Source organism: Ulvibacterium sp. (assembly GCF_028285715.1).
GTDB lineage: Bacteria > Bacteroidota > Bacteroidia > Flavobacteriales > Flavobacteriaceae > Ulvibacterium.
This window is the reverse complement of the sequence record NZ_JANQOO010000035.1, coordinates 656062-678840: the sequence shown is the minus strand read 5'-3', so window position 1 is coordinate 678840 and position 22779 is coordinate 656062. Positions and strand designations below refer to the sequence as shown.

Annotated in this window: 16 protein-coding genes; 8 read left to right on the top strand and 8 right to left on the bottom strand. The window is 43.0% G+C overall.

Annotated features, from left to right (window positions below; all coding sequences use genetic code 11):
* Positions 1–7 precede the first annotated feature (7 nt).
* The 3 genes from Q0993_RS20865 to Q0993_RS20855 all read left to right on the top strand — a co-directional run bounded on the left by Q0993_RS20865 (position 8) and on the right by Q0993_RS20855 (position 3826).
* Positions 8–880: a nucleoside phosphorylase gene (locus Q0993_RS20865; protein WP_299537070.1), complete on the top strand. Its 873-nt coding sequence runs from the start codon at positions 8–10 to the stop codon at positions 878–880.
* Between the two features lie 61 nt (positions 881–941).
* Positions 942–2978 carry a polyphosphate kinase 1 gene (gene ppk1 / locus Q0993_RS20860; protein ID WP_299537067.1) on the top strand — a complete coding sequence of 679 codons (2037 nt, stop codon included), beginning with the start codon at positions 942–944 and terminating at the stop codon, positions 2976–2978.
* Positions 2975–3826, top strand: a complete 852-nt coding sequence (locus tag Q0993_RS20855; RefSeq protein ID WP_299537064.1) for a substrate-binding domain-containing protein — start codon at positions 2975–2977, stop codon at positions 3824–3826. The genes ppk1 and Q0993_RS20855 overlap by 4 nt, the downstream gene beginning before the upstream one ends.
* Positions 3827–3902: 76 nt before the next feature.
* Here Q0993_RS20855 and Q0993_RS20850 read toward each other — a convergent pair whose 3' ends face one another.
* Together Q0993_RS20850 and Q0993_RS20845 are read right to left on the bottom strand one after the other, a co-directional pair.
* Positions 3903–4568 (bottom strand): uracil-DNA glycosylase, encoded by a 666-nt coding sequence (locus tag Q0993_RS20850; protein ID WP_299537387.1) that lies wholly within the window; start codon positions 4566–4568, stop codon positions 3903–3905.
* 189 nt (positions 4569–4757) lie between these two features.
* Positions 4758–5804, bottom strand: coding sequence for a DUF6340 family protein (locus Q0993_RS20845; protein ID WP_299537062.1), 1047 nt, complete (start codon positions 5802–5804; stop codon positions 4758–4760).
* 247 nt (positions 5805–6051) lie between these two features.
* Between Q0993_RS20845 and Q0993_RS20840 the strand changes: the two genes are divergently transcribed.
* Complete coding sequence (locus tag Q0993_RS20840; protein ID WP_299537060.1) at positions 6052–7779, top strand: hypothetical protein; 1728 nt, start codon at positions 6052–6054, stop codon at positions 7777–7779.
* An 86-nt stretch (positions 7780–7865) separates the two neighbouring features.
* Positions 7866–10037: a DNA mismatch repair protein MutS gene (locus Q0993_RS20835; protein ID WP_299537058.1), complete on the top strand. Its 2172-nt coding sequence runs from the start codon at positions 7866–7868 to the stop codon at positions 10035–10037.
* A 132-nt stretch (positions 10038–10169) separates the two neighbouring features.
* Here Q0993_RS20835 and Q0993_RS20830 read toward each other — a convergent pair whose 3' ends face one another.
* A complete protein-coding gene (locus Q0993_RS20830; protein ID WP_299537056.1) occupies positions 10170–11780 on the bottom strand; it encodes a thiol-activated cytolysin family protein in 1611 nt (536 codons plus the stop codon).
* Positions 11781–12081: 301 nt separating this feature from the next.
* Here Q0993_RS20830 and Q0993_RS20825 point away from each other — a divergent pair, with 301 nt between their 5' ends.
* The 3 genes from Q0993_RS20825 to Q0993_RS20815 all read left to right on the top strand — a co-directional run bounded on the left by Q0993_RS20825 (position 12082) and on the right by Q0993_RS20815 (position 16784).
* Positions 12082–13977: a tetratricopeptide repeat protein gene (locus Q0993_RS20825; RefSeq protein WP_299537053.1), complete on the top strand. Its 1896-nt coding sequence runs from the start codon at positions 12082–12084 to the stop codon at positions 13975–13977.
* 473 nt (positions 13978–14450) lie between these two features.
* Complete coding sequence (locus tag Q0993_RS20820) at positions 14451–16337, top strand: tetratricopeptide repeat protein (RefSeq protein WP_299537051.1); 1887 nt, start codon at positions 14451–14453, stop codon at positions 16335–16337.
* Between the two features lie 24 nt (positions 16338–16361).
* Positions 16362–16784, top strand: coding sequence for a thiol-disulfide oxidoreductase DCC family protein (locus Q0993_RS20815; RefSeq protein WP_299537049.1), 423 nt, complete (start codon positions 16362–16364; stop codon positions 16782–16784).
* A 233-nt stretch (positions 16785–17017) separates the two neighbouring features.
* Here Q0993_RS20815 and Q0993_RS20810 read toward each other — a convergent pair whose 3' ends face one another.
* The 5 genes from Q0993_RS20810 to aroC are packed head-to-tail and all read right to left on the bottom strand — an operon-like array spanning position 17018 to position 22511.
* Entirely contained in the window at positions 17018–18190 is a 1173-nt protein-coding gene (locus Q0993_RS20810; protein WP_299537047.1) for a flavohemoglobin expression-modulating QEGLA motif protein, read from the bottom strand.
* On the bottom strand, positions 18187–19014 hold the full coding sequence (locus Q0993_RS20805; RefSeq protein WP_299537045.1) for an N-formylglutamate amidohydrolase: 828 nt from the start codon (positions 19012–19014) through the stop codon (positions 18187–18189). The genes Q0993_RS20810 and Q0993_RS20805 overlap by 4 nt, the downstream gene beginning before the upstream one ends.
* Positions 19007–20038 (bottom strand): glutathione synthase, encoded by a 1032-nt coding sequence (gene gshB, locus Q0993_RS20800; protein ID WP_299537042.1) that lies wholly within the window; start codon positions 20036–20038, stop codon positions 19007–19009. Before gshB ends, Q0993_RS20805 begins: the two co-directional genes overlap by 8 nt.
* Before the next feature lie 12 nt (positions 20039–20050).
* Positions 20051–21388: a dicarboxylate/amino acid:cation symporter gene (locus tag Q0993_RS20795; RefSeq protein ID WP_299537040.1), complete on the bottom strand. Its 1338-nt coding sequence runs from the start codon at positions 21386–21388 to the stop codon at positions 20051–20053.
* A 58-nt stretch (positions 21389–21446) separates the two neighbouring features.
* Positions 21447–22511: a chorismate synthase gene (gene aroC / locus Q0993_RS20790; RefSeq protein ID WP_299537038.1), complete on the bottom strand. Its 1065-nt coding sequence runs from the start codon at positions 22509–22511 to the stop codon at positions 21447–21449.
* Positions 22512–22779: the final 268 nt, after the last annotated feature.

Here is a 22779-nt window from a genome sequence, read left to right as displayed (position 1 = left end):
GGTATTCATGAAATTCGAGAAGTCCGAGCTCATCCTTAATCCGGACGGCAGTATTTACCACTTAAACCTGTTACCAGAAGACATTTCGGAGACCATTATTACGGTCGGTGACCCTGAACGGGTATCGGACGTTTCCCGATATTTTGACCATGTTGAGGTAAAAAAGGAAAAAAGGGAATTCCATACACATACCGGAACTTTAAACGGCAAAAGGCTTACCGTTATCTCCACAGGAATCGGTACGGACAATGTAGATATCGTTTTAAACGAGCTGGATGCCTTGGCCAACATTGATTTTGTGAGCAGGAAGCCCAAAGAAAATCGTATACGATTTGAAATAATCCGCATTGGCACTTCCGGTGCCTTGCAACCCGAAATTCCCATCGATTCTTTCCTGTTAAGCGAATATGGAATCGGTTTTGATGGTCTGCTTTATTTCTATAAAAGCGAATCCATCCGGCACTTGGAAATTTCCGAGAATTTAAGGTTGCATTTGGGATGGGAAGACGTCCCTATGCGGCCCTATGTGGTAAAATACGATCAAGATTTAGCGGATAAAATAAGCGAAAATCGTATACGATTAGGGGCAACTGTCACTAATTCAGGATTTTATGGCCCTCAAGGAAGGCGATTACGCCTTGAGCCCAAAGATGATGATTTCCTTTCCAAACTAACAGCTTTCAATTTTAAAAACCTGCGCATTACCAATCTGGAAATGGAAACTGCCGGTATTTACGGGCTTGCGCAATTACTGGGACACCGTGCAATTTCGCTCAATTGTATCCTGGCCAATCGGGCTACCGGGAAGTTTTCAAAAAATGCCCAAAATGCGGTCGATAAATTGATTCGTTTTACCCTGGAGGGCCTTACTTCTTCATGAATCGGTAGCTTAACATTCGCTTTAACTAAAACGAAGCTCTATTTCCTACTTTTGCCCTTACATGGAAAAAGAAATATACAAGCACCGCGATGTAAATTGGCTCTTTTTTAACGAACGTGTGCTATTGGAGGCAGCGGAAAAGACTACCCCACCCTTCGAACGTTTAAAATTCCTCGCGATTTTTTCGTCCAATCTTGATGAGTACTTCAAAGTTCGGGTTTCCCAACTACGTCAGCTAAAAAAGGTAGACAAACCGCTCCGCAAGAAATTGATGCTAAGACCTAACAAAAAACTAAAGTACATTTTAAAGGTTATTGATGGCCAACAACAACGTTTTGGGAGCATTCTAAGGGATATCTTGGAGGATTTAAGAGGACATGACATCCATTTTCCCGATTTGGACCACTTAACCGATGCCCAGAAGAAATATATATCGGAATATTTTGCCGAGCACATTCAAAACGACTGTGAAATACTGGGAATGGATGAGAACCCCAAGTTAATGGATGGTAGATTATACCTTTTGGTATACTTTTTCGATGAAAATTTCAATTTTGTCAAAATCCCTACGGATAGACATCCTCGATTTGTCGAAATTCCCGGGGAAGGCACCACCTATGTCTTCTTGGATAGCGTTTTAAAAATGAATTTGGAAAAGCTGTTCCCCGAAAAGCAAATTGCGGGAAGTTATGCTATTAAACTTTCCCGGGACGCCGAATTGTACCTGGAAGACGATTATGGGGACACCGCCCTGGTAGAGCGTATTTATGAATCCTTGGGGCAAAGAAAATCGGGACAACCCACACGTCTTCTCTATGATTCAAAAATGCCCGAAAATCTAAGAAAGTCATTGCGCAACCATCTTAATTTGGGCAAGGTAGACCTTTTCCCGGGCGGTACCTTCCATAATTTTTCCGATTTTTTTGGTTTTGGCAACCCCACTGGAAACCCCAAATTGAATTATGGGCAAAAAGAACCGCTGCCACACCCCGTGCTTTCCAATTCCACCGATTTTTTCGCGAGCATCGCCGAAAAGGACAGCATAGTTCATTTTCCCTATCAAAGCTTTGATTCGGTCGAAAAATTCATGCTTACGGCAGCCCGGGACGAACATGTGGAGCACATTAAAATGACACTTTATCGGATTGCCAAAACCTCCGTACTGACGGATGCCCTGCTTACCGCCCTTGAAAACGGCAAGAAAGTAACCCTATTTATCGAGGCCAAGGCCCGTTTTGATGAACGAAACAATATAGAGTGGGGAAAAATATTCCAAAAGCAGGGAGCCCAGGTATTCTTTAGCGTGCCCAATATCAAAGTACACTCCAAAATAGCGCTTGTGGAACGCCGCGAAGGGCGGGTACTACGACGTTATGCCTACATAGGTACCGGAAATTTCAATGCAAAGACGGCGAAATTGTATTGTGACCATGGCCTTTTTACCGCCCACCCACAGATTACCGAGGACCTGCACCAAGTTTTTTCCACTTTGGACCGTAAATTGATCGTTCCCAAACTAAAACAGCTTTTGGTTTCGCCCTATACCACACGGCACACCTTTCTGCAATGCATAGAAAATGAGATTAAGCATCGTCTAAAGGGAAAATCGGCTTCTATCAGCATAAAGATGAACAGTCTGGAGGATAAGACCATGATAGATGCCTTGTACAGGGCTAGCGATGCAGGAGTTAAAATACGGCTTTTGGTTCGGGGATTTTGCTGCTTGGTGCCCAATACCAAAGATGAGGCCCACCCCAACAGGGAACCTATACAAGTGACCAGTATCGTGGATCGCTATTTGGAACATGGGCGGATTTACGTATTCGAAAATGGAGGGGACGAGAAGATGTATATAGGTTCGGCCGACTGGATGGGCCGAAATTTGGACAGGCGTATCGAAGTATTGACCCCTATCCTGGATAAAGCAGTCTTTGCGGAACTCAACCATATCCTACAGCTTCAATTTAGCGATAATGTCAAGGCCCGGATTCAAGATGCCTCGGATAGCAATGAAAGGGTACGGCAAGAGCAAGGTGGGAAGGCCATACGGTCACAATACGCCATTTATGACTATCTTCAGCTAAAACTAAAAAAATGAAAACGGTAAGGATAGTGGGCGTTCCCGAACATTTTAACCTTCCGTGGCACATGGCCATTGAGGAAGGGGCTTTTCAAGAAAGGGGTATTGATCTGCAGTGGACGGATATTCCTGAAGGTACAGGCAGAATGTGCCAAATGTTGCAAAACCGTGAAACGGATCTGGCCATAATCCTGACTGAGGGAATGGTTAAAAGCATTTCCGACGGAAATCCCGCCAAGATTGTTCAGGAATATGTTTCCTCTCCCCTGCTCTGGGGTATCCATGTAAGTGCTAAAAGCGATTTTAAGGCGGTTTCCGAGCTCAAAAACACCACGGCGGCAATTAGTAGGTTTGGAAGCGGAAGTCATCTCATGGCCTTTGTAAATGCGCAGAAAGAGGGCTGGGATACCGATGCCTTGCCTTTTGGGGTCATCAACAACTTGGAGGGCGCCGTTGAAGCCTTGACCCAAGGGCAGGCCGATTATTTCATGTGGGAGCACTTTACCACCAAGCCCTTGGTGGATAATGGGACTTTTAGAAGATTAGGCGACTGCCCTACCCCATGGCCCTGTTTTGTAATAGCGGCAACGGATGCGTTTTTGCAAAACGATACCCGGACCTTGGAACATGTTTTGGAGATAATAAATCTGTACACCTCGGAATTTAGGCGAATTCCGAGTATAGATAGGACCTTGGCGAATAGGTATGGCCAGCAATTGGAGGATATTCAAAAATGGCTTTCGTTGACAAAATGGAATCAACAACAAATTAGTGTTCAAAATATTGAAAACGTGATTAATACACTAATTGAATTAAAGTTGATTAATAAGCAAATAAGGCCAAGCGATATTTTAGCTTCCCTGTAATTTCGCATGTTACGAAACAACTTCGCCGATGTTCCATGCTTCAGTCAAGACCATTTCCACAATGTTACCTAGCATCTCACCAAACTATGGGCTCCTTCCCCATTTGCTGCAGCAAGGCATTGGTTTTGCTAAAATGACGATTCCCGAACCAGTACCCCTTGTTGGCACTTAAGGGAGAGGGGTGGCCCGATGTGAGAATGTGGTGTTTGCTTTTATCGATTAGAGCGGCCTTCTTTTTGGCGAACCCGCCCCAAAGCAGAAAAACCACGCCTTCCCGACTGCTCGAAAGCTTTCGTATAACGGCGTCCGTAAAGGTTTCCCATCCTTTGTTTTGATGGCTTCCCGCCCGATGCGCCCTCACGGTAAGGGTAGCATTGAGCAGAAGAACGCCTTGCTCGGCCCAGGATTCCAAATTGCCGCTTTTGGGATAGGGTTTGGCGACATCCACCTTTATTTCCTTGAAAATATTGACTAGCGAAGGGGGATGTGGAATTCCATCCTTTACCGAAAAACAAAGCCCGTTGGCCTGCTCCGGGCCATGATATGGATCCTGACCTATGACCACCACCTTGGTTTCCCAAAAAGGACTATGGTCAAAGGCGGCAAAAATATCCTTCCCTTTGGGGAAACAGGTATAATTCTGATACTCCTTCCGCACAAAATCGGCCAAGACCTGAAAATAAGGCTGGTCAAATTCCGAATTCAGTTGTTCCTTCCAACTGGGGTGAATGTCTACGTTCATGGACATACTTTGTCGATTGGGAACCACCGGTCGCTCCTTCCCTATGCAATCAGGGGAATTCTCGAAGCAAACGCCAAAAAGGCTTTCGGAGGTCCGAATCAAAAGTAGTCAAAAAACCTTCGCAAAATTAGGAGTGATAGACGCCAAAAAAATAAAAGAATGGACGCCCAACCAGCCCATTAACTGGGATTATCGGGAAACCTGCTGTTCCAAGGCCTCGTTTTGGGCAAATCGGTATTTTAGGACATTAAGGTAACGTAGGGCATTCCTGTCCCTGTAATCCGCGTAGGATTTGGAGGCCCAATCCATAGCCTCTACCAAATTCCCGTTTATCTCGTTTATAATGGCCATGTTATAATGGGCCCGACCGGCAATCTTTCGATTTGGGTTGTTAATTTCCTTTTCCCATAATTCCGCGGCCCCATCCCAGTCCCCGGTCTGTGCCCTGCGTCTGGCTATTATAAAATTATCCGTTCCGCGCACATAGTAATCCCGTGATATACGAATACGAAAGGGCAATAAGCGCAAGGCATAGGAACTGCCCATATTCTTGCTAAGCTCTACCACGCCCTCATTTCTATTGGCAATTGCCTCCACGGCCTTTATAGGGTTTAAGCCTCTGCCCATGGAGGTTAGGCCCTCGTTGAAGACAAATTGATCTACAATGCGTCTTTCCGAAGGATAGTATATCCGCCATCCGTTCTTTATCAGTGTCCGTAGGTGAACCTCATGGGCGGGAATGGGCACCTCAATACCCAAACTGTTGGGCAATTGCATAGTAGTCATGTTGTAGGATGCCTTGGTATCCGTATCATAAAAGGCCAAGGAAAAAATGGCATCTACATGGTGTATGGCACAAAGAGATTCTATTTTTTCCCACGAAAGGGAAGCGGGAAACACACCCAATCCCTTACTGACATCGGTATCCGATAGGATTTCTACCTTTCCAAAGGAATCGTGGCGCTCTAACTCTTCCTTAAGGGCGGTAACTGCGGCATGTGCGCCCTTTTTATCGAGTTCAAGCCCCTCGGCGGAAAGTATTTTATCGATTTTGTCCAAGGTCCGATTGCCCTCAGAGGGTGCACTTCGGTCAATAATGCCGATGTTTACGACTTCCTTGGGCAGATGCACGGGAGCAGGTTCCAATGCCCCCATGGTTAATTGGTTTGTTGCACTACAGGATGAAATGAGCAAGGCGAGGCCAAAGCCGATGGCGAGTAGGTTAGGATTTTTCATTGGGACGAAACAATTATGTCGCTTTTTTTTAGCGGACATTTGGTTTGTTTTAAAAACTCAAAAAGTCCATGAATATTGTAGTAACTCCAATTCAAAAAGCCGAGAATCGAATATTTTAAACAAAAAATGAGGGTTCATCGAAAAAATGGAGAATTTAGCTTTTTATCAAAAGAGCCATTAGAATTATTTAGTAACTATGCATAAGAGTTACATATGATTCCTGCATAGTTAATTATTAGACTAAACAATGAAAATTAAAATTAGTTCCCTCTTCATCCTGGTTTTCATCGTATGCTGTAGCAAAAACGAATCCAACACCATAGCGGAAGGTGAAAACCCAAAAATTCCTACCGTAACAACAAACGAAGTATCCAATATTACTAGTTCCTCGGCGTTGGTTGGTGGCAATGTGATTGCCGATGGCGGGAGTGAGGTAATAAAGAAAGGCATCTGCTGGGGTATAAACGAGAACCCTACAATAGAGGACAATGCTTCGGATAGCGGTAAAGGTATGGGGGAATTTTCCTACGAGATAACTGATTTAGAGGAAAATACAACGTACTTTGCAAAATCCTATGCCGTTAACAACACTGGGATAGCCTATGGGAACGAAATAAACTTTAGCACTACGAAATCCCCTGAATTGGTTTACAATGGTAGTGTCGTTCTAAGGACTCAGTCGGAGATAGATAATTTTGGTGAACCGGGTTATACTAGAATCAAGGGCAACCTTGTAATTTACCCAAGTTCATCTGGCAATACTATGAACCTCAAACCCCTGAGTAATTTAAAAGAAATTGATAGTACACTTCAAATTACTGGACGCATGGGTATTCAAAATCTAGACGGGTTAGATGAGTTAAACAGAATAGGAGGCAATCTTTGGATACAACATGAAAAACTGTCAGACCTAGAAGGATTATTAGGCCTTAATTCTATAGGAGGCAATCTTATCATTCATGGAAACGAAGTTATGAGCGACATTAATGGATTAAAAAACGTTTCCAGCATTGGAGGCGATATCCAAATTTCAGCAAATGTTTTTTCAAATATTGAAGGGCTTTCCGGTATTACCGAAATTAATGGGAATTTATTTGTTCAAGAGATGGGAAACTTAGTTAATCTTAATGGCCTGAATAACGTTACACGTATCGGGGGCGTTCTATGGATAATTTCCAATAGGTTTTTGACCGATGTAGATGCATTTGAAAGTTTGGAAAGCGTAAATGGGTCTATTTATATTAGGTTAAATAATCAACTTACCAATATTAACGGATTAGGTAGTTTATCAAAAATCAGTGGGGATTTAAGCCTGGATCAAAATCAAAAGCTTGAAAACATCGATTTTTTAGAAAGCTATGAGAGTATAGGAGGCGACCTGGTTTTTCATCTTTTGACTGAATTAAATGATTTTAGTGGTTTAACAAATATTACTGAAATCAATGGAAACATGGATTTTTACGCCTTACCATTATTGGAGGACCTCAATGGGTTAAGTAAGTTATCCCAGGTTGGAGGCGAGTTGAGAATACGTAGTTTAGAACAAGTAACCGAGGTAAACGGATTGGGCAATCTGGTTTCAGTTGGGGAAAATCTTATCATTGATTCCAACTATGCGCTTACTAGTTTGGAAGGATTGAAGGGGCTAGAATTTCTAGGCGGTTCATTGCAACTTTCGAGCAATATTGCACTGCAAAATTTGAATGGCTTGGAGTCACTAACAGTATTGGGTGGAGAGCTCGCCATAATGTTTAATTATTCCCTAAAAAATATTGATGGGCTCAGTAATTTGTCCCAAATTGGGCGAAGATGTAGGATTTTTGGCAATTCGGACTTGACAGATTTTTGCGGAATAAGCTTGTTGGTGGAAAATGATCTTTCCTTTACCCCAAATGATTATTCGGTCAATCAAAATGCCTACAATCCCAGCGTTCAAGATGTTATAGACAAAAATTGCAGTTTGCAGTCTCAGTGAATCCCATGAATTGCTAAAGGTAATGGTTTACCCAAAACTCAGCATCTTACAAATCCGTACCTTTGCCATCGTTCAAAAAAACCAAGATGGACAATACCTTGAAAAAAGTAATTCAAGACCTTGAATTGCCCGCGGTACTGCAACAAGTATCTTCGCGCTGCACGACGGAATTGGGCAAGGAAAGGACATTGTCCCTTATGCCACTGTTCGATAAGGCCAGTATTTTGGACGCTTTGGGCCAGACTTCGGAATATGTTTCCTCGCTGATAAGTGACAATCGTGTCCCTAATCATGGTTTTGACATGATAGACGGGGATCTGAAGCTACTTAAAATAGAGAATACCACTCTTGAAATTAGCGGGTTTCGGAGAATAGGCTCCCTTTGTACCACGGTAATGGGGCAAAAGAAATTCTTGGGGAAATTCAAGGAATATTACCCATTGCTTTTTGCCAAATCCGAAGAAATTGAACCCAACACGGAGATTCCGGTTGCTATTGACGTGGTTATCGATCGTTTCGGGGAGGTCAAGGACAGGGCATCCGAGGCACTTTTTCGCATACGCCGGGAAATACTACAGGTAAAGGGGAAAATTAGCCAAAGTTTCGCATCGGCCTTAAATACGTATCAAGGGTCGGATTATTTGGATGAAATCCGGGAGTCGGTCGTGGAAAATCGGCGGGTTCTCGCCGTAAAGGCCATGTACCGAAGGAAAGTCAAGGGTACGGTAATGGGCACCTCCAAGACAGGAAGTATTGTCTACGTGGAACCAGAGGCCACCTTACGCCACAGTCGGGAACTGAACAATCTGGAATTTGATGAAAAGGAAGAGGTGCAACGGATTTTAAAGGAATTGACGGACGTTATCCGTCCTTTTGCGCCGTTACTTTCCGATTACCAGGATTTTTTGGCCTTTATGGACGTTACCGCTGCCAAGGCCAAATACGCCTCGGACATCAATGCGCTAAAACCGGAGATCAATGAGGACCGTCGTCTCTTTCTGCGTGAGGCCTATCACCCCCTACTCTATTTGACCAACAAACGCAAGGGCGAAAAAACTTGGCCACAGACCATAGAGCTACATCAGGAAAATCGCATCATTGTGATATCCGGACCCAATGCAGGAGGGAAAAGTATAACCTTAAAGACCATTGGGCTACTACAGACTATGTTGCAAAGTGGTTTACTTATTCCGGTTCACGAACGCAGTTCCGTCTGTCTTTTCGGGCAGGTTCTTACTGATATTGGAGATAACCAATCCATTGAAAATCATTTAAGCACATACAGTTATCGGCTTAAAAACATGAACCGTTTCTTACGGAAGTGTAATGGCGATACCTTATTTCTTATCGATGAGTTCGGTACAGGTAGCGATCCTGAATTGGGCGGTGCTTTGGCGGAAGCCTTTTTGGAAGTCTTTTATGAACGGAAAGCTTATGGCGTTATTACCACCCACTATGCCAATTTAAAGGCGTTGGCCAATGAATTGCCCCACGCTACCAACGCCAACATGCTTTTTGACGGCAGGACCTTGGAGCCTACCTTTCAATTGGTACTTGGGGAGGCCGGCAGTTCGTTCACTTTTGAAGTGGCGCAGAAAAATGGCATTCCATATAGCCTTATCAACAAAGCAAAGAAGAAAATAGAGCGCGGTAAAGTACGTTTTGATGCCACGATAGCGAAATTGCAAAAAGAACGCAACAAAATGGCCCAAACAGGCTCTAGGCTACAGGAAGAGGAGTCCAAGGCCAGGGAAGAGGCCATGCGCCTGGAAAAATTAAACGCAAAGATCAAATCCAAGCTGGAGAACTATCAGGAACTCTACGACCATGACCAACGGATGATCCAATTGGGCAATAAGGTCAACAAAGCGGCCGATCGCTATTTCCACGATAAGAAAAAAAGGCCTTTGGTATCGGCACTATTGCAGATTATTGAGACGGAGAACAGCAAACGCAAGAAAAAATCGGCTCGGGAGGCCAAAGCGGAGCGTGTCAAGAAGGCCCAGGTCGCCCAGGAAGTACAAAAGGAGGTGCAAGTTATCCGGGCAAAAAAGAAGGTGGCTCAAAAAAAAGCAGCTCAACAAGAGAAGAACAAACCGAGACCTGTTTTTAAGATCGGGGACCGTGTTCGGATGCAAGACGGAAAGGCCGTGGGCAGTATCGACAAACTGGAAAAGGACAAAGCCGTGGTCAATTACGGTGTTTTTACCACCAATGTAAGCGTAGACCAGTTGGAATTGGTCCCGGGCAAAAGGTAATGCCCTGGCATAATTTGCAAACGCCCTGGGCAAAACGGGCAAAAATGACTAAAGAAACAGCCGATACCCAAGTTATTGAATCCACAACTTTAGATACCGACTGTAAATAAATGGGATAGCCAATGGATAATTTTAATTGGGCTCTACGGAAACGGTTTTGCAAAAACCGATGAAATCACGTTCGGAGCAGAAAACCCTAAAATCTTCCTCATTTCTGATGTAACCCAGATCAAATTCCCCCATTCTATCCCATTGGAACAAGGCGTTCTGGAGATCAAACTGGACTAGGACATCGTATGCACCGTCCGGAGGGCTGCCACTTACACGCTTGTCGTTGTTTACCTCAACGAACCCGGTTTGCAACTCGTCATTGTTACCGGCCAACTTATAGATGAAACGGAAGCGGGTATCGTAATTGGATTCATTTTCGACCACAATATTTTTATGTTCAAATCTGAACGAACCACATTTCTCCACGGTATAATCGGTAGTATATCCCATTTTCGCCAAGGTATTGTCCTTTAGATACCGGATGGTATACGCAATTGGAACGCCGGGGTTGTTTCTGCTGTATACGGCATTTCCACCGGTTATGACACTGTTCAAGGCACCAAAGCCCGTGTTGATATCGGCCAAACTGATCGCCTCTGAAGCTGCCTCCGCATTTCCGCCAATGGTAACTACCGTAACACTAGAATTCTTAAGGATTTCATCATATTTGGATTCCAAGGAGCCGGCGGCACGATACCCGCCTGCATATTCCAGTACTGCATCCAGTTCGATCGAGGTGTCCTCCTCTGTGGTCTGCATACGGACCATGATGACCCTTCCGTAGGAGACGGAACTTACATAAGCGGGTGGTGTATCCGAATCAAAGGCCGCCTCGGCCTGCTCTTTGGTAACTGCGGGAGCAAATACGCTTGCCGCTGAACTCGGGGTATCCATGGTTACCGTGTAAAATACCTGTTTAAATACAATAGCAGCGGTCCGCTCCGTTCTATTGCTTTCAAACTCGAACTGCGATGCCAAGGAACCGCTGGCCCATTCCACATTTAAACCCACATCCAAGCTAAACTGCTTTGAAGAATAGGATGTAGTTGCCTGGTAGGAGGAATTTGCCGCATTTACATACCCTTCTTGGTAGGCATTGGCGTTCCACCATTCCAAGGCGTTGTCTATACTGGACTGTACGGATGAATTCGTGGGGTCCTCGACAACTATGGTACCCTGGTCCCCGATACCGGGAAGATCTATACTTAGCGTTACCGCGGACCTGTCCAGGGTCAAGGGATCCGGCGCGCCATCTAGCATACCATCGTTTCCAATGACCAGCGCACCAGGAAAGATTACGCCGTTTGTAGGCCGCAAGATGGCTACATCATCAAAATTGGATTCCAGATTATAGTCCTTGATCTTGCATTCGGTCACCCAACCTTCGGTCGGGCCTTGATTGTCGTTTCTGCTGCTCGTTTCCTCGCGATCCGGCACCAAGGAACCGGTATTTTGGACATTGAGGAGCACATCGGCATCATAGCTGAGATTGGCAATCAGGGAGTTAAGCTCCTCAAGGTTGTTCTCGTTTTCCCCTTCTCCCGGATTTTCCCCGCCAGCGTTTCCATCCCCTCCCTCGGCTGGGGGAGGATCTACTGGAGCCTCATCTTTACTACAGGAAATCACAAGGCAGCACATTGAGGTCAACAGTAAAAGAGCCCCCATTTTAATTTTTGAAATCGTTGTTTTCATAACTTTTTGGTTTTTAAGGATTCAACAGCTCGAAACTAGCTTCAAATCAACGCCGTAACTAATTATGTCCATGGACAAACCATGGACATACATTCCTGTATTCCGATATTTCTTACATGGACAGTCTGTATTTTTATTTTCGGAATTTACTATTTAAGATATTATATATCAGTACTTTATAATTTATTTAAAAAAGAGTGATATTCCTAAGATCATGGACAAAGTATGGACAGCGTCCTTTTTGGATATGGATTGGTGTTTTATCATACTACATTAATTAATTAACTTAGAACAAACCAATATGCACAACTGTACCATGACCAAATTACCTATTTGGATATTCGTTATCGTTCTTTCCCTAATCAAAGTCCAAGGTCAAATCCAAAAAAAGGCGGATAGTCTACTTTCTATCTACAATTCCACAAACAAAATTGAAATAAAGGTGGATTTGCTGGAATCTCTGATAGACAATTACATTTATAATGACACGGACAAGGCAAAGGCTTACATTCAAGAATTGGTTTCCATTTCAAATAAGGAGAAGTATGATGCAGGCTTAATTTTGGGTCAATTGAACCTTGGTAACTATTATTATAGCATTGAAAAGATGGATTCCGCATCATTTCACCTGAACCGGACTTTGGATCTAGCGAAGGAAAAAAACAAAAAAGTCGGTATGGTAGAGGCACTTTCGAAACTTTCATTGGTTCAAGGGCACAATGGGGATTATGTTTCGGCCATACGGCTTATGGACTCTGTTGCCAGAATATATTTAGATCAGGGGGATTATCTAAACTATGGCGTTTCGATCAACAACACCGCTGCCCACTATTATGATAAAGGAGACTACCTAAAGGCCATGCAAGGTTATCGAAAGGCACTGAAGATTTTGGATACCATTCCACGTGAACCTTATAGAAAAGCTGATGTACTTCGCAACATTGGAAAACTAAATACCAGGCAAGGAAATCAAAAGCAGGCACTGGACTATTTTGGGCAAGCCCTTGAAACTTATTTGGAAATAGAGGATTATGTATACGCCGCTTCCACCTTTACGGACATGGGAAGCGTTCATTCAGATCTAGGAGATGAAAACAAGGCCCTTGAATTCCATAAAAAGGGATTGGAGATTAGCCAATTAAGCAAAAACAATTCCGTGTCCATTATTTCTTATGGAAACATTGGAATAGCTTACAAAAACTTAGGGGAATATGATATGGCCATCGAAAATCTAAAAAAATGTCTAGCGTATGATCGACAAGAACTTTCGGATATCAATGAGGTAATCTATTTGTATCACATTGGCAACTCTTTTACGTACAAAAAAGAATTCTCCATAGCGGAAAAATATCTAAATGAATCCATCTCACTTGCGAAAAAAGGAGGAATAGGCAATGAGCTCCTTAATGCCTTGGATTATAGAGCATTCAACTCTGAGCAAAAAGGGGAACCACAATCCGCTTTGGTTGATATTAGAGCATCCCAGGCTATAAAAGACAGTCTATTCTCCACCCAAAAGGCGAAACAAATCAGTGAGCTTCAAACCGCCTACGAAACCGAAAAGAAGGAAGCTGCCATTGCTCTGCAGCAAGAAGAAATAAACACTTTAAATGAAAAGGCAAAGGTCGACCGATTGACCAAGGGGCTCTATGCAGGGGGAATGTTCACCTTCCTAGCCGTTTCAGGATTGTTGTTCTTTGGCTTTCGGCAACGGATGAAAAAGAATAAAATAGCACGCGAAAAACAAGAAGAAATCTACCAAAGAGAGATAGAGCATAAACAAAAGGAACTAGCCAGCCAGACCTTGCATCTTGTGCAAAAGAACACCTTTATTCAGGAGTTATTGGAAAACTTGGAAAACATCCGATATTCCCCGGAGAAGTTCAAAATGGAATTCCGACGAATCATGATGTTGCTTAGAAAGGAAAATGCCTCGGACAAGGACTGGGAGGTGTTCAAGACCTATTTTTCAGAGGTGCACAACGACTTTGACCAGAAGCTAAAGACCTTATACAACGATATTTCAGAAAAAGAAATCCGATTGGCCGCCTTTTTACGCATGAACCTGACCACCAAGGAAATCGCCGCGACCCTCAATGTGTTGCCGGACAGTATCCTCAAATCCAAATACCGGTTAAAGAAGAAGCTGGGATTGGATAAGGCAACGGATTTGACAAGTTTTTTGAACACTATTTGAATCACAAAACCCTATTCATGCTTTATTACCAGAATTGGAAGATTCAATTACTGGTAGATAGCATCAAATGCTATTGATAATGGCACTACAAACCAGGTTATTTCTTTTTAACATACCCTTTTTAATCACTATTGCCTAGGCGAGTCAATACTCCAAAAAACAACGCCTGGAATAACCTACCCAAAATGAGTGAAATTAATTTCATGCTCCTTTGGTTTTTAAAAATTGTCCTAGAATCCGCGCCAAGCCATTATGAATCCACGCGTATTGAAGTTTGGATTAATTCTAATTGCTTTTTCCACATGGACAGCGCAAAGCTCTATGTGCTAACCAAAAGTATTAACCCTTTAATAAACAACATATTACATATATTCTTTCAAAAGAGAGGTATCCAGAACCCATGGACAAACTATGGACAGGGAACGTTTACCCATTGAACGGAGGTAAATTGGAATATCTCATTACCATCGTTTATGCAAACAAAGCTTATAGCTGGCCTCATTGCCCTATTTTCACTTTGGACATGTTTAGGACAGGGAAGAAACCAGATAAAGGTAGACAGTCTTTTAAAGGTTTACGAAACCTCTAATAGCATTGAAGGTCAGATTGAAATACTGGATGATATTATCGGTCTTTTGATTTACAATGATTCGGAAAAGGCGAAGACCTTTATTCTAAAGATGCGTAAAATCTCTAAGGATGCTGAGTATCCAGTAGGCATACTTCAAGGAGATTTTAATTTGGGATACCACTATTTCAATCTAAAGGAAATGGATTCGGCCGAATACTATTTTAATAAAACCCTAAAGCAATCAAAAAGAATAAATGACGATTCCTTTGTATCCAGTACGCTGAAAAATTTGTCCATCTTAAAGGCACATAATGGGAATTACCTGGACGCTATCCGCTTAATGGACAGCGTTGCAAAAATAAATGTAGTGGGGGGAGACTATTTAAGGTATGGTTCGGCGCTCAGTGATAACGGAGTGCACTATTACGAGTTAGGTAATTATCCCAAGGCCATGGAGCTCTATAAAAAAGCCCTGACCATATATGACTCCTTGGACATAAGAACTTATCACAAAGCAGATTTGTTCAGGAACCTGGGCAAACTACACAGTGTAATGGCAAACAACGAAAAGGCCATCACTTATTTTGAACAAGCCATTATCGTGTACAATAGATTGGAGGATAATTACTTCCTTTCCAATACCTTGTTGGATATAGGCAATGTCTACTCCTCCCAAAAAAAACACGCCGCTGCCATAAAAAAATACCAGGAAAGCCTGAAAATGGCCTTGGCCTACACTTTCCCATCCTCAGAAATCATTGCCTATGGTAACATTGGCAATGAGTACCTGAATTTAAAAGACTACCCAAAAGCCATAGAATATCTGGAAAAGGCTTTTATTAAGGGAAAAGAAATTTCCGCAACCAACAACTGGATTACCGACATGTCCAACCTTGGCCATGCCTATGCCCTTACGAAAAGGTTTCAGAAAGGAATCATTTTATTGGATAAGGCCGTAAGTTTATCCGATTCAATTGGGATCTCCAATGAATTGCAAAATACACTTTATATAAGGGGTTTGGTCTATGAAGAAAATGGAGACCTCCAGAAAGCCATCCAAGATTTCAAAAGATCGAGAGTTATCAGTGATAGTTTATTCTCCAAAGAGAAAGCAAAACAAATCGATGAGTTGCAGACCTTGTATGAAACCGAACGTAGGGAAGCAGAAATTGCATTAAAGGAAGAGGAAATCAATACTTTAAACGAAATGGCTAAGGTAGATAGACTTAGCAAAGGGCTCTACGCGGGAGGAATGTTTACCTTTATTGCCGTTTCCGGTCTGTTGTTTTTTGGGTTCCGCCAACGTATAAAGAAAAACCGAATAGAACGGGAGAAGCAAGAACAGATCTACAGACAGGAAATTGCCCATAAAAAGAAAGAGCTCGCTAGCCAAACATTGCATTTGGTCCAAAAAAACACCTTTATCCAAGAACTTCTCGGCAACCTCCAAAATATAAAAAACGATCCAGATCGTTTTAAGGTTGAATTCAGGCGCATTGTAATGCTACTTAAAAGAGAAAATGCCTCGGATAAGGATTGGGAGGTCTTTAAGACCTATTTTGCCGAGGTGCATAACGATTTTGACCAAAAGCTAAAAACATTGTATCCGGAAATTTCAGAAAAAGAGATACGATTGGCCGCCTTTTTACGGATGAACCTGACCACCAAGGAAATCGCGGCAACCTTAAACGTATTGCCGGAGAGTATCCTTAAGTCCAAATACCGGTTGAAAAAGAAATTACGCCTGGACAAGGAGGTGGATTTGACCACATTCTTAAATACATTATAAAATTTAGCCTACCTGTTTTCCCTAATGTATCTTTGTATAGTGGAAAAGAATAAAAAAGTTATTCTCTTTGATGGGGTCTGCAATCTGTGTAACAGCTCCATTCAATTCGTCATAAAGCGGGACAAGAAAGATGTCTTCCGCTACGCTGCCTTACAAAGCGAAATTGGTCAAGAACTTATTAGAGAACGAAACATTGATACCTCCAAGGTGGATTCCATCATTCTTATCGATCCCGGGGTCGCATTTTACACCAAATCGGACGCGGCACTGAAAATAGGTCGTTCTTTCGGAGGCATTTGGATAATTCTCACCGTATTTAACTTGATTCCCAGATCATTACGTGATATCGTATATGATTTTGTCGCCAAAAATAGGTACCGTTGGTTTGGTAGAAAAGACGCCTGTATGATCCCAACCCCCGAGTTGAAGGCGAAGTTTTTGGGTTAAAGCCCGTTATGGTTCTCGATACAATTTTATTTTTCGTTATTATTCGAAATAAAATCACTCGAACCGATATCACATGATTTTGATTTAATGGTTTTTGTCTCTTAGAGTGGATTTTACGAACAAAGTGAGGAAAATTTGTACCGAGAAATATTTAAAATTTCTTTTCAGCCAAATTTGTAATTGGTTATAATTAATTCCCAACTTGGCCTACAATCTAAAAAGCCTAGCGGTAACTATTTCAGATTGTTCAGGATAAAATCCAGTGTCTTGTTTTTGTTCAGGTTTTGTGCGTAAGCGAAGTTTATGTGGGTAATCTTACGGGCCAGTCCCATATTAAAAAGGTGTTTGATGTCCTTTTCGTGTTCCAGGGTCACTTTTCCGGTCATCAATTCATCCATGGATTCTTCACGTAGATAGCGTTTGTATATTTTTTGAAGTCCGCTTAGGTAAAGCCGGTCTTTGGTGAACCCCCCTCCCCTATGCGCCCTAAGGGTAATGGCAAATGCTTCGTGGCGGTTGAGTTTGTATTGATTATGAATCAAATCGAAGGTGTCCGAAAAGTTGTATCCCTTGATCAAACTGTCCGAGGCCAATACGCGGTAGGCCAATTCCTTTAAACGTTTAAGGGTAAGGGCACCGCTCATGTATTCACTGAACACGGCCAACCCTTCCTGGGTTTCTACATTTTTGGGGAAACCGTTGGAAAATATTTTTAAGGGCTGCATCAATCCATTAAACGTGGTCACCAAATGCACGCCAATTTCGTGATTGGCCAAGGTAAGAAGTTCGTTGCTACTGAATTTGGCGTTTTTTTTGATGAGCAGGGTCCGCGATATGTTACTGACCATGGCATCCGCGGCAATATGGGTCGAAAACTTAATATTTAGTGGAAAGTCGTATTGCTTTGCAAAATCCTGAAAGTAGACCTTGGCCTCATCTGCAGTAAACCGCTTTTCCATAGTATTGGAAACGTGTTCATCGGCAAAATGCAGAATAAACTTTGCATTTTGCACGTCCCTTTCCGTAGGGGAACCGTATACCCTGAGGGAATTGTAATAAAAATCCTTGCCCTGTCCAATAGTCTCTATACATTGGACCATATTGGAGTAGTAGTAAATAATATCCTGATATAGCTTTCGGATTCGCTCATCGGGAATAACGTCCAGACGCTTGGAAAAGAACAAGCGATGCAATTTATACGGATCGAATTTTAGCTTTGGGTAACGAAATTGAGGTTCTTCATTATACTTGGACGCAAAAAAACGTTGTTTCTCCTTTTCAATATTCAAGGGGTTCACATAACTCAGCAACTCAATTCGCTTCACCAACCTATCCAAATGCGTATCTATGGCCAATAAATTGGCATGTTCCCGTTCAATATCGCTGCGCTGCGCTTCCCCTATCATAATTTAACTTCCAAGAATTCCTTGACCTGCAAAGGTATCAATTCCATTAATTGCTTCGTTGCGGAATGCACTACTTCCGGATAAAGTATTCCGGTAAGCTCATCGCAATACACTTTGGCAATTTCCGTGGCCAATACCAAGGTATAATCAAAATTTCGGGTAATGTATTTTAAAAAATGTCCGTTTCCCTGAAAGGTGTCATTGATTTTTGAGGAAGGCTCTATGCCATTTGGCAAATCTATAGTGCCCAGTTTTTGACTCCAAGAAGAGGTGGTTTCCCCAAATCTTTTCATATCGATATTGATCGTTCCCAAATTCCAGGTAGGTACTTCCCTATCCCAACGTTTCCAATTATAGCTGTGCATATCAAAAACCAAGGCTCTCCCGTGTTTTGATTCCAGTTTTCCGATTAGGGCGTGTACTACCCGGTAAAAATTGGCATGTTTCCTCAAACTATGCTTTCTTTCGGAATCAGGTAAGGGGTTTTTCCATAGTTGTTTTCCCCAGGCCGTATCAAAGACAGTAGTTTCCGGAGACCGGTTCAGATCATATTCAAAACGGCTGTCACATCCTGCTATAACGATAGGGTGCGATTGTACCATTTCCTTAGTACAGGGATCCTCCTCGTACCAGCGCTCATATTCCGTGTGCAAACAGTTTTCCCAGAGCGATTTCCGAAATTGATGACCATCGTGGACAGCCCCACAAACATAAGGAACGTAATCCTCTATTTTAAGGGTAAAGGAGTAATCCTCGGATACCGCTTCAAAAGGGGTTTCCGATTGAATCAATTCAATTATATTTTCAACGGAAAGTCTACGCATTTTCTACCTCATCGCGTAGCCTGGAACGTCTTTGGAAAGCCTTCAGCTTGTCTATGACCTTACTTTCCACAAAATCGATGACCTTGGACTGTATCTTTGTCTTATAGACCTTGTTCATGTAGGTGACCCCACCGGGAGACATTACATTTACCTCAACCAATTTACCACCTATTACATCAATACCGACAAAATACAGCCCATCCTTTACCAATTTTGGGCCAATCTGCTTGCAAAGGGCCTTTTCCTGCTTTGTCAAAGAGTGTTTGGCCACAGAACCCCCTGCGGAAACATTGGAACGATGATCATCTGAACCAGGTACTCGTTTCATGGCCCCAATAGGTTCTCCATTTAGCAGAAGAATACGTACATCGCCCTGGTCAGCACCTTCAATGTATTCTTGAAGTATGACATAGTTAGACGTTCCATCCGAGTTAGTTACATAAAAATCCAATAAAGATTTGATATTGTTCATGGCCGACTTCTCGATAAGGATTACCCCTGATCCCCCAAAACCGTTTAAAGGCTTCAAAATCATCTTGTCCGATTTGGACTCCTTGATTTGCCGTAAGAGATAGTTCTTGTTCTTGGACACATGTGTAGCCGGTATAATATTACTATGGGAATCACCGAATGCTGCGGTATACAATTTGTTATTGGCTTCACGAAGCCCTTGTATGGAATTCACAATGAATACATCGTCCTTGACCGAATCCAGAAAATTGAGCATAATTGGGTCCAACGGCGGATTGGCGCGCATAAAAATAACATCAAATCCGGCCAATGGCAACATCTCTTCCCGGATGTCGGCCTGTTTATAGAAGGATTTCAAACTACTTGAAACCTTCTCCATTCTATTGATTACCGTGCAAAAAGCGTTAGTAACGCTATTTCGGATGGTCAGGTTTGCAGGGCTACATAGCGCTACCCCATGATTGCGTTTTACGCATTCGTGTATCAATGCCAGGCTTGTATCGTTTTCAGGATCGATTTCATCCCAGGGATACATTAAAAAACAAATGTTCATCGCTCTTGCTATTTAATTTTTTGAAATTACCTCTTCCAAATGGTCGTCCCATTCCTGTGGATGGGGCTCGCCCAGTTTGCCAACGGATTTTGCAACCACCATGGACACGGTGGCGTCACCCGTAACGTTCACGATCGTACGACACATATCCAAGGGTCTGTCTACCGCAAAGATCAAAGCCAGTGCTATGGGATATAGATTTGGGGGGAAACCGATGGATTCCAGAACAATAACCAACATGACCATACCCGCACCCGGCACAGCGGCCGAGCCAATGGATGCCAAAAGCGCTGTGAGGACTATGATAATCTGATTACTGAACAATAGGCCTTCCGGCCAAAGGACCTGCATGGCGAAAACTGCAGCTACCCCTTGGTACAGACTGGTACCGTCCATATTGATCGTTGCCCCTACCGGGAGCACGAAACTGGAAACCTCCTTATCCACGCCTATGTGCTCCTCCACCCTCTCCATGGTCACCGGAAGGGTAGCCGCGCTGGAACTCGTGGAAAAGGCCAATAATTGCGCAGGACTGATCTCCTTTAAGAACCAGAAGGGGTTTTTTTGGGTATATGTGGAAACCAGAATGGTATAAAAAATAATCATTAAGAATAAACCCAGTACCACCACACCGGCATACTTGAGAAGCGCTACCAACAGATCGGAGTCCCCGGAGGAGGCCACGACATTTGCCAATAACGCGAAAACGGCATAGGGAGCTGTAAGCATGATCAAGTCCACCATTTTTAAAACCACCTCGTTCAAGGCATCAAACAACTGCTTTAGGGGTCTTGCCTTTTCCTCACCGATCAACAACATGGAAATCCCCATAAAAATGGTGAAAAATATCACCTGAAGCATCAATGCATTTTCGCTCATGGCCTTTACCGCATTGTCCGGAACCATATCCTCCAAGAATTGAAGCGGCCCACTTTCCTTTTGTTTCAAGGCCTCGTCCAATTTTGAGGTAACCCCGCTATCCGAGGCATAGGTCTCCGAAAGCTTGGCGACCGTTTCTTCGGAAATGCCATTGCCAGGTTGCAATACATTTACCAATAAAAGGCCAATGGTTATGGCTACAACGGTAGTAAAAATATAAATGCCGATAGTTCGAAGTCCGATTCTTTTAAACTTGGAAATGTCCTTAAGGTCGGATATACCTTTTATCAAGGAAGCCAGAATCAAGGGAATTGCAATAAGTTTTAGCAGCTTTACGAAAATAGTACCCCATGGTTTGATCCAATCGGTGACGAATTCCCGCCCCCAATCCGGATAGGTCATAACAAAGCCAAAGACCAATCCTAGGAGCATGCCAATTAGGATTTTCCAATGCAGTTCCATTTTCCTCATACCTGATGAATTTTGGAAGTAAGATACTATTTTGGAAGGAAAACCCCTAGAAAGCGGATTACAATTTTACGGTACGATCAATAAGCGTATAATCGGCCAAGACCAAGGCCGCCATGGCTTCAACGATAGGTACGGCCCTAGGTACCACACAGGGATCGTGGCGTCCCTTTCCTTGGGTCTTTACTTTGTTGCCTTCCTTGTCTATAGTCTCGTAACCCTGGATTACCGTGGCAACCGGTTTAAAGGCCACATTGAAATAAATATCCATCCCATTACTAATTCCACCTTGAACGCCACCACTGTGGTTTGTCTTGGTGGTACCATCGGAATTGAACGGGTCATTATGTGCACTACCCTTCATTTTTACCCCGGCAAAGCCACTTCCGTACTCAAAACCTTTTACGGCATTTATGGACAACATGGCTTTTCCGAGTTCGGCGTGGAGTTTATCAAAAACAGGCTCTCCCAGTCCTATAGGTACATTTTGGATAACACAAGTTATGATTCCGCCAATGGTATCTCCTTCTTTTCGGATTTCCTTGATGTACTCCTCCATTTTTAAGGCGGTCTCCGGATCTGGACAACGCACCGGGTTGGATTCGATGAGGGAAAAATCGAGCTCCGTGTACGGTTTATCCAAAGACAATGTGCCTACCTGGGACACAAAGGCATTAAACCGTATATCCTTTAAAAACTGCTTGGCAATGGCACCGGCCACCACTCTACTTGCCGTTTCCCTGGCCGAACTTCTACCGCCACCCCGGTAATCGCGAAAGCCATATTTTTTATCATATACATAATCAGCATGGGAAGGCCTGTAGGAATTTTTAATATGCGAATAGTCCTTGGATTTCTGATTCGTGTTGTATATGGCAAAACCGATAGGCGTTCCCGTAGTCTTTCCCTCAAAGATTCCCGATAGAAAATCGACCTTATCCGGTTCTTTGCGTTGGGTAACGATGGTGGATTGCCCAGGTCGTCTCCGGTTCAGTTCCTTTTGTATCGCCTCCAGATCTAATTCCAGGCCTGCGGGACACCCATCCAATACCCCCCCAATGGCAATTCCATGGGATTCACCAAAGGTGGTTAGCTTAAAACTGTTTCCGAAGGTATTCCCTGCCATTTTCTAGAATCAATTGATATTACGTTTATAAGACGCGCCGGTCCAATTTTTGATAAATGCCAAAGGTAAATCTTAAATCAGAGATACAAAAATTCATCCTGTGCTTAATATTTACTTAACAATTTAAGGGCGGTGGTTACGTAAACTTAACATTATGCCAATCAATTATTGATTTCAAATTCATTTCCAAGTTATACCTATAGGTTTATTTTGTAAGAAATTTGTCTTACATCAGCGAAAAAATGAATGGCAAATTTTACCCCACCAA

What these genes read in the sequence shown, in the direction of transcription:
- gshB (WP_299537042.1), bottom strand. Translation starts at nt 20,038, where the DNA reads ATGAACATTTGTTTTTTAATGTATCCCTGGGATGAAATCGATCCTGAA.
- Q0993_RS20865 (WP_299537070.1), top strand. Translation starts at nt 8, where the DNA reads ATGAAATTCGAGAAGTCCGAGCTCATCCTTAATCCGGACGGCAGTATT.
- Q0993_RS20820 (WP_299537051.1), top strand. Translation starts at nt 14,451, where the DNA reads ATGCAAACAAAGCTTATAGCTGGCCTCATTGCCCTATTTTCACTTTGG.
- aroC (WP_299537038.1), bottom strand. Translation starts at nt 22,511, where the DNA reads ATGGCAGGGAATACCTTCGGAAACAGTTTTAAGCTAACCACCTTTGGT.
- Q0993_RS20850 (WP_299537387.1), bottom strand. Translation starts at nt 4,568, where the DNA reads ATGAACGTAGACATTCACCCCAGTTGGAAGGAACAACTGAATTCGGAA.
- Q0993_RS20810 (WP_299537047.1), bottom strand. Translation starts at nt 18,190, where the DNA reads ATGATAGGGGAAGCGCAGCGCAGCGATATTGAACGGGAACATGCCAAT.
- Q0993_RS20845 (WP_299537062.1), bottom strand. Translation starts at nt 5,804, where the DNA reads ATGAAAAATCCTAACCTACTCGCCATCGGCTTTGGCCTCGCCTTGCTC.
- ppk1 (WP_299537067.1), top strand. Translation starts at nt 942, where the DNA reads ATGGAAAAAGAAATATACAAGCACCGCGATGTAAATTGGCTCTTTTTT.
- Q0993_RS20840 (WP_299537060.1), top strand. Translation starts at nt 6,052, where the DNA reads ATGAAAATTAAAATTAGTTCCCTCTTCATCCTGGTTTTCATCGTATGC.
- Q0993_RS20835 (WP_299537058.1), top strand. Translation starts at nt 7,866, where the DNA reads ATGGACAATACCTTGAAAAAAGTAATTCAAGACCTTGAATTGCCCGCG.
- Q0993_RS20830 (WP_299537056.1), bottom strand. Translation starts at nt 11,780, where the DNA reads ATGAAAACAACGATTTCAAAAATTAAAATGGGGGCTCTTTTACTGTTG.
- Q0993_RS20805 (WP_299537045.1), bottom strand. Translation starts at nt 19,014, where the DNA reads ATGCGTAGACTTTCCGTTGAAAATATAATTGAATTGATTCAATCGGAA.
- Q0993_RS20795 (WP_299537040.1), bottom strand. Translation starts at nt 21,388, where the DNA reads ATGAGGAAAATGGAACTGCATTGGAAAATCCTAATTGGCATGCTCCTA.
- Q0993_RS20855 (WP_299537064.1), top strand. Translation starts at nt 2,975, where the DNA reads ATGAAAACGGTAAGGATAGTGGGCGTTCCCGAACATTTTAACCTTCCG.
- Q0993_RS20815 (WP_299537049.1), top strand. Translation starts at nt 16,362, where the DNA reads ATGTATCTTTGTATAGTGGAAAAGAATAAAAAAGTTATTCTCTTTGAT.
- Q0993_RS20825 (WP_299537053.1), top strand. Translation starts at nt 12,082, where the DNA reads ATGCACAACTGTACCATGACCAAATTACCTATTTGGATATTCGTTATC.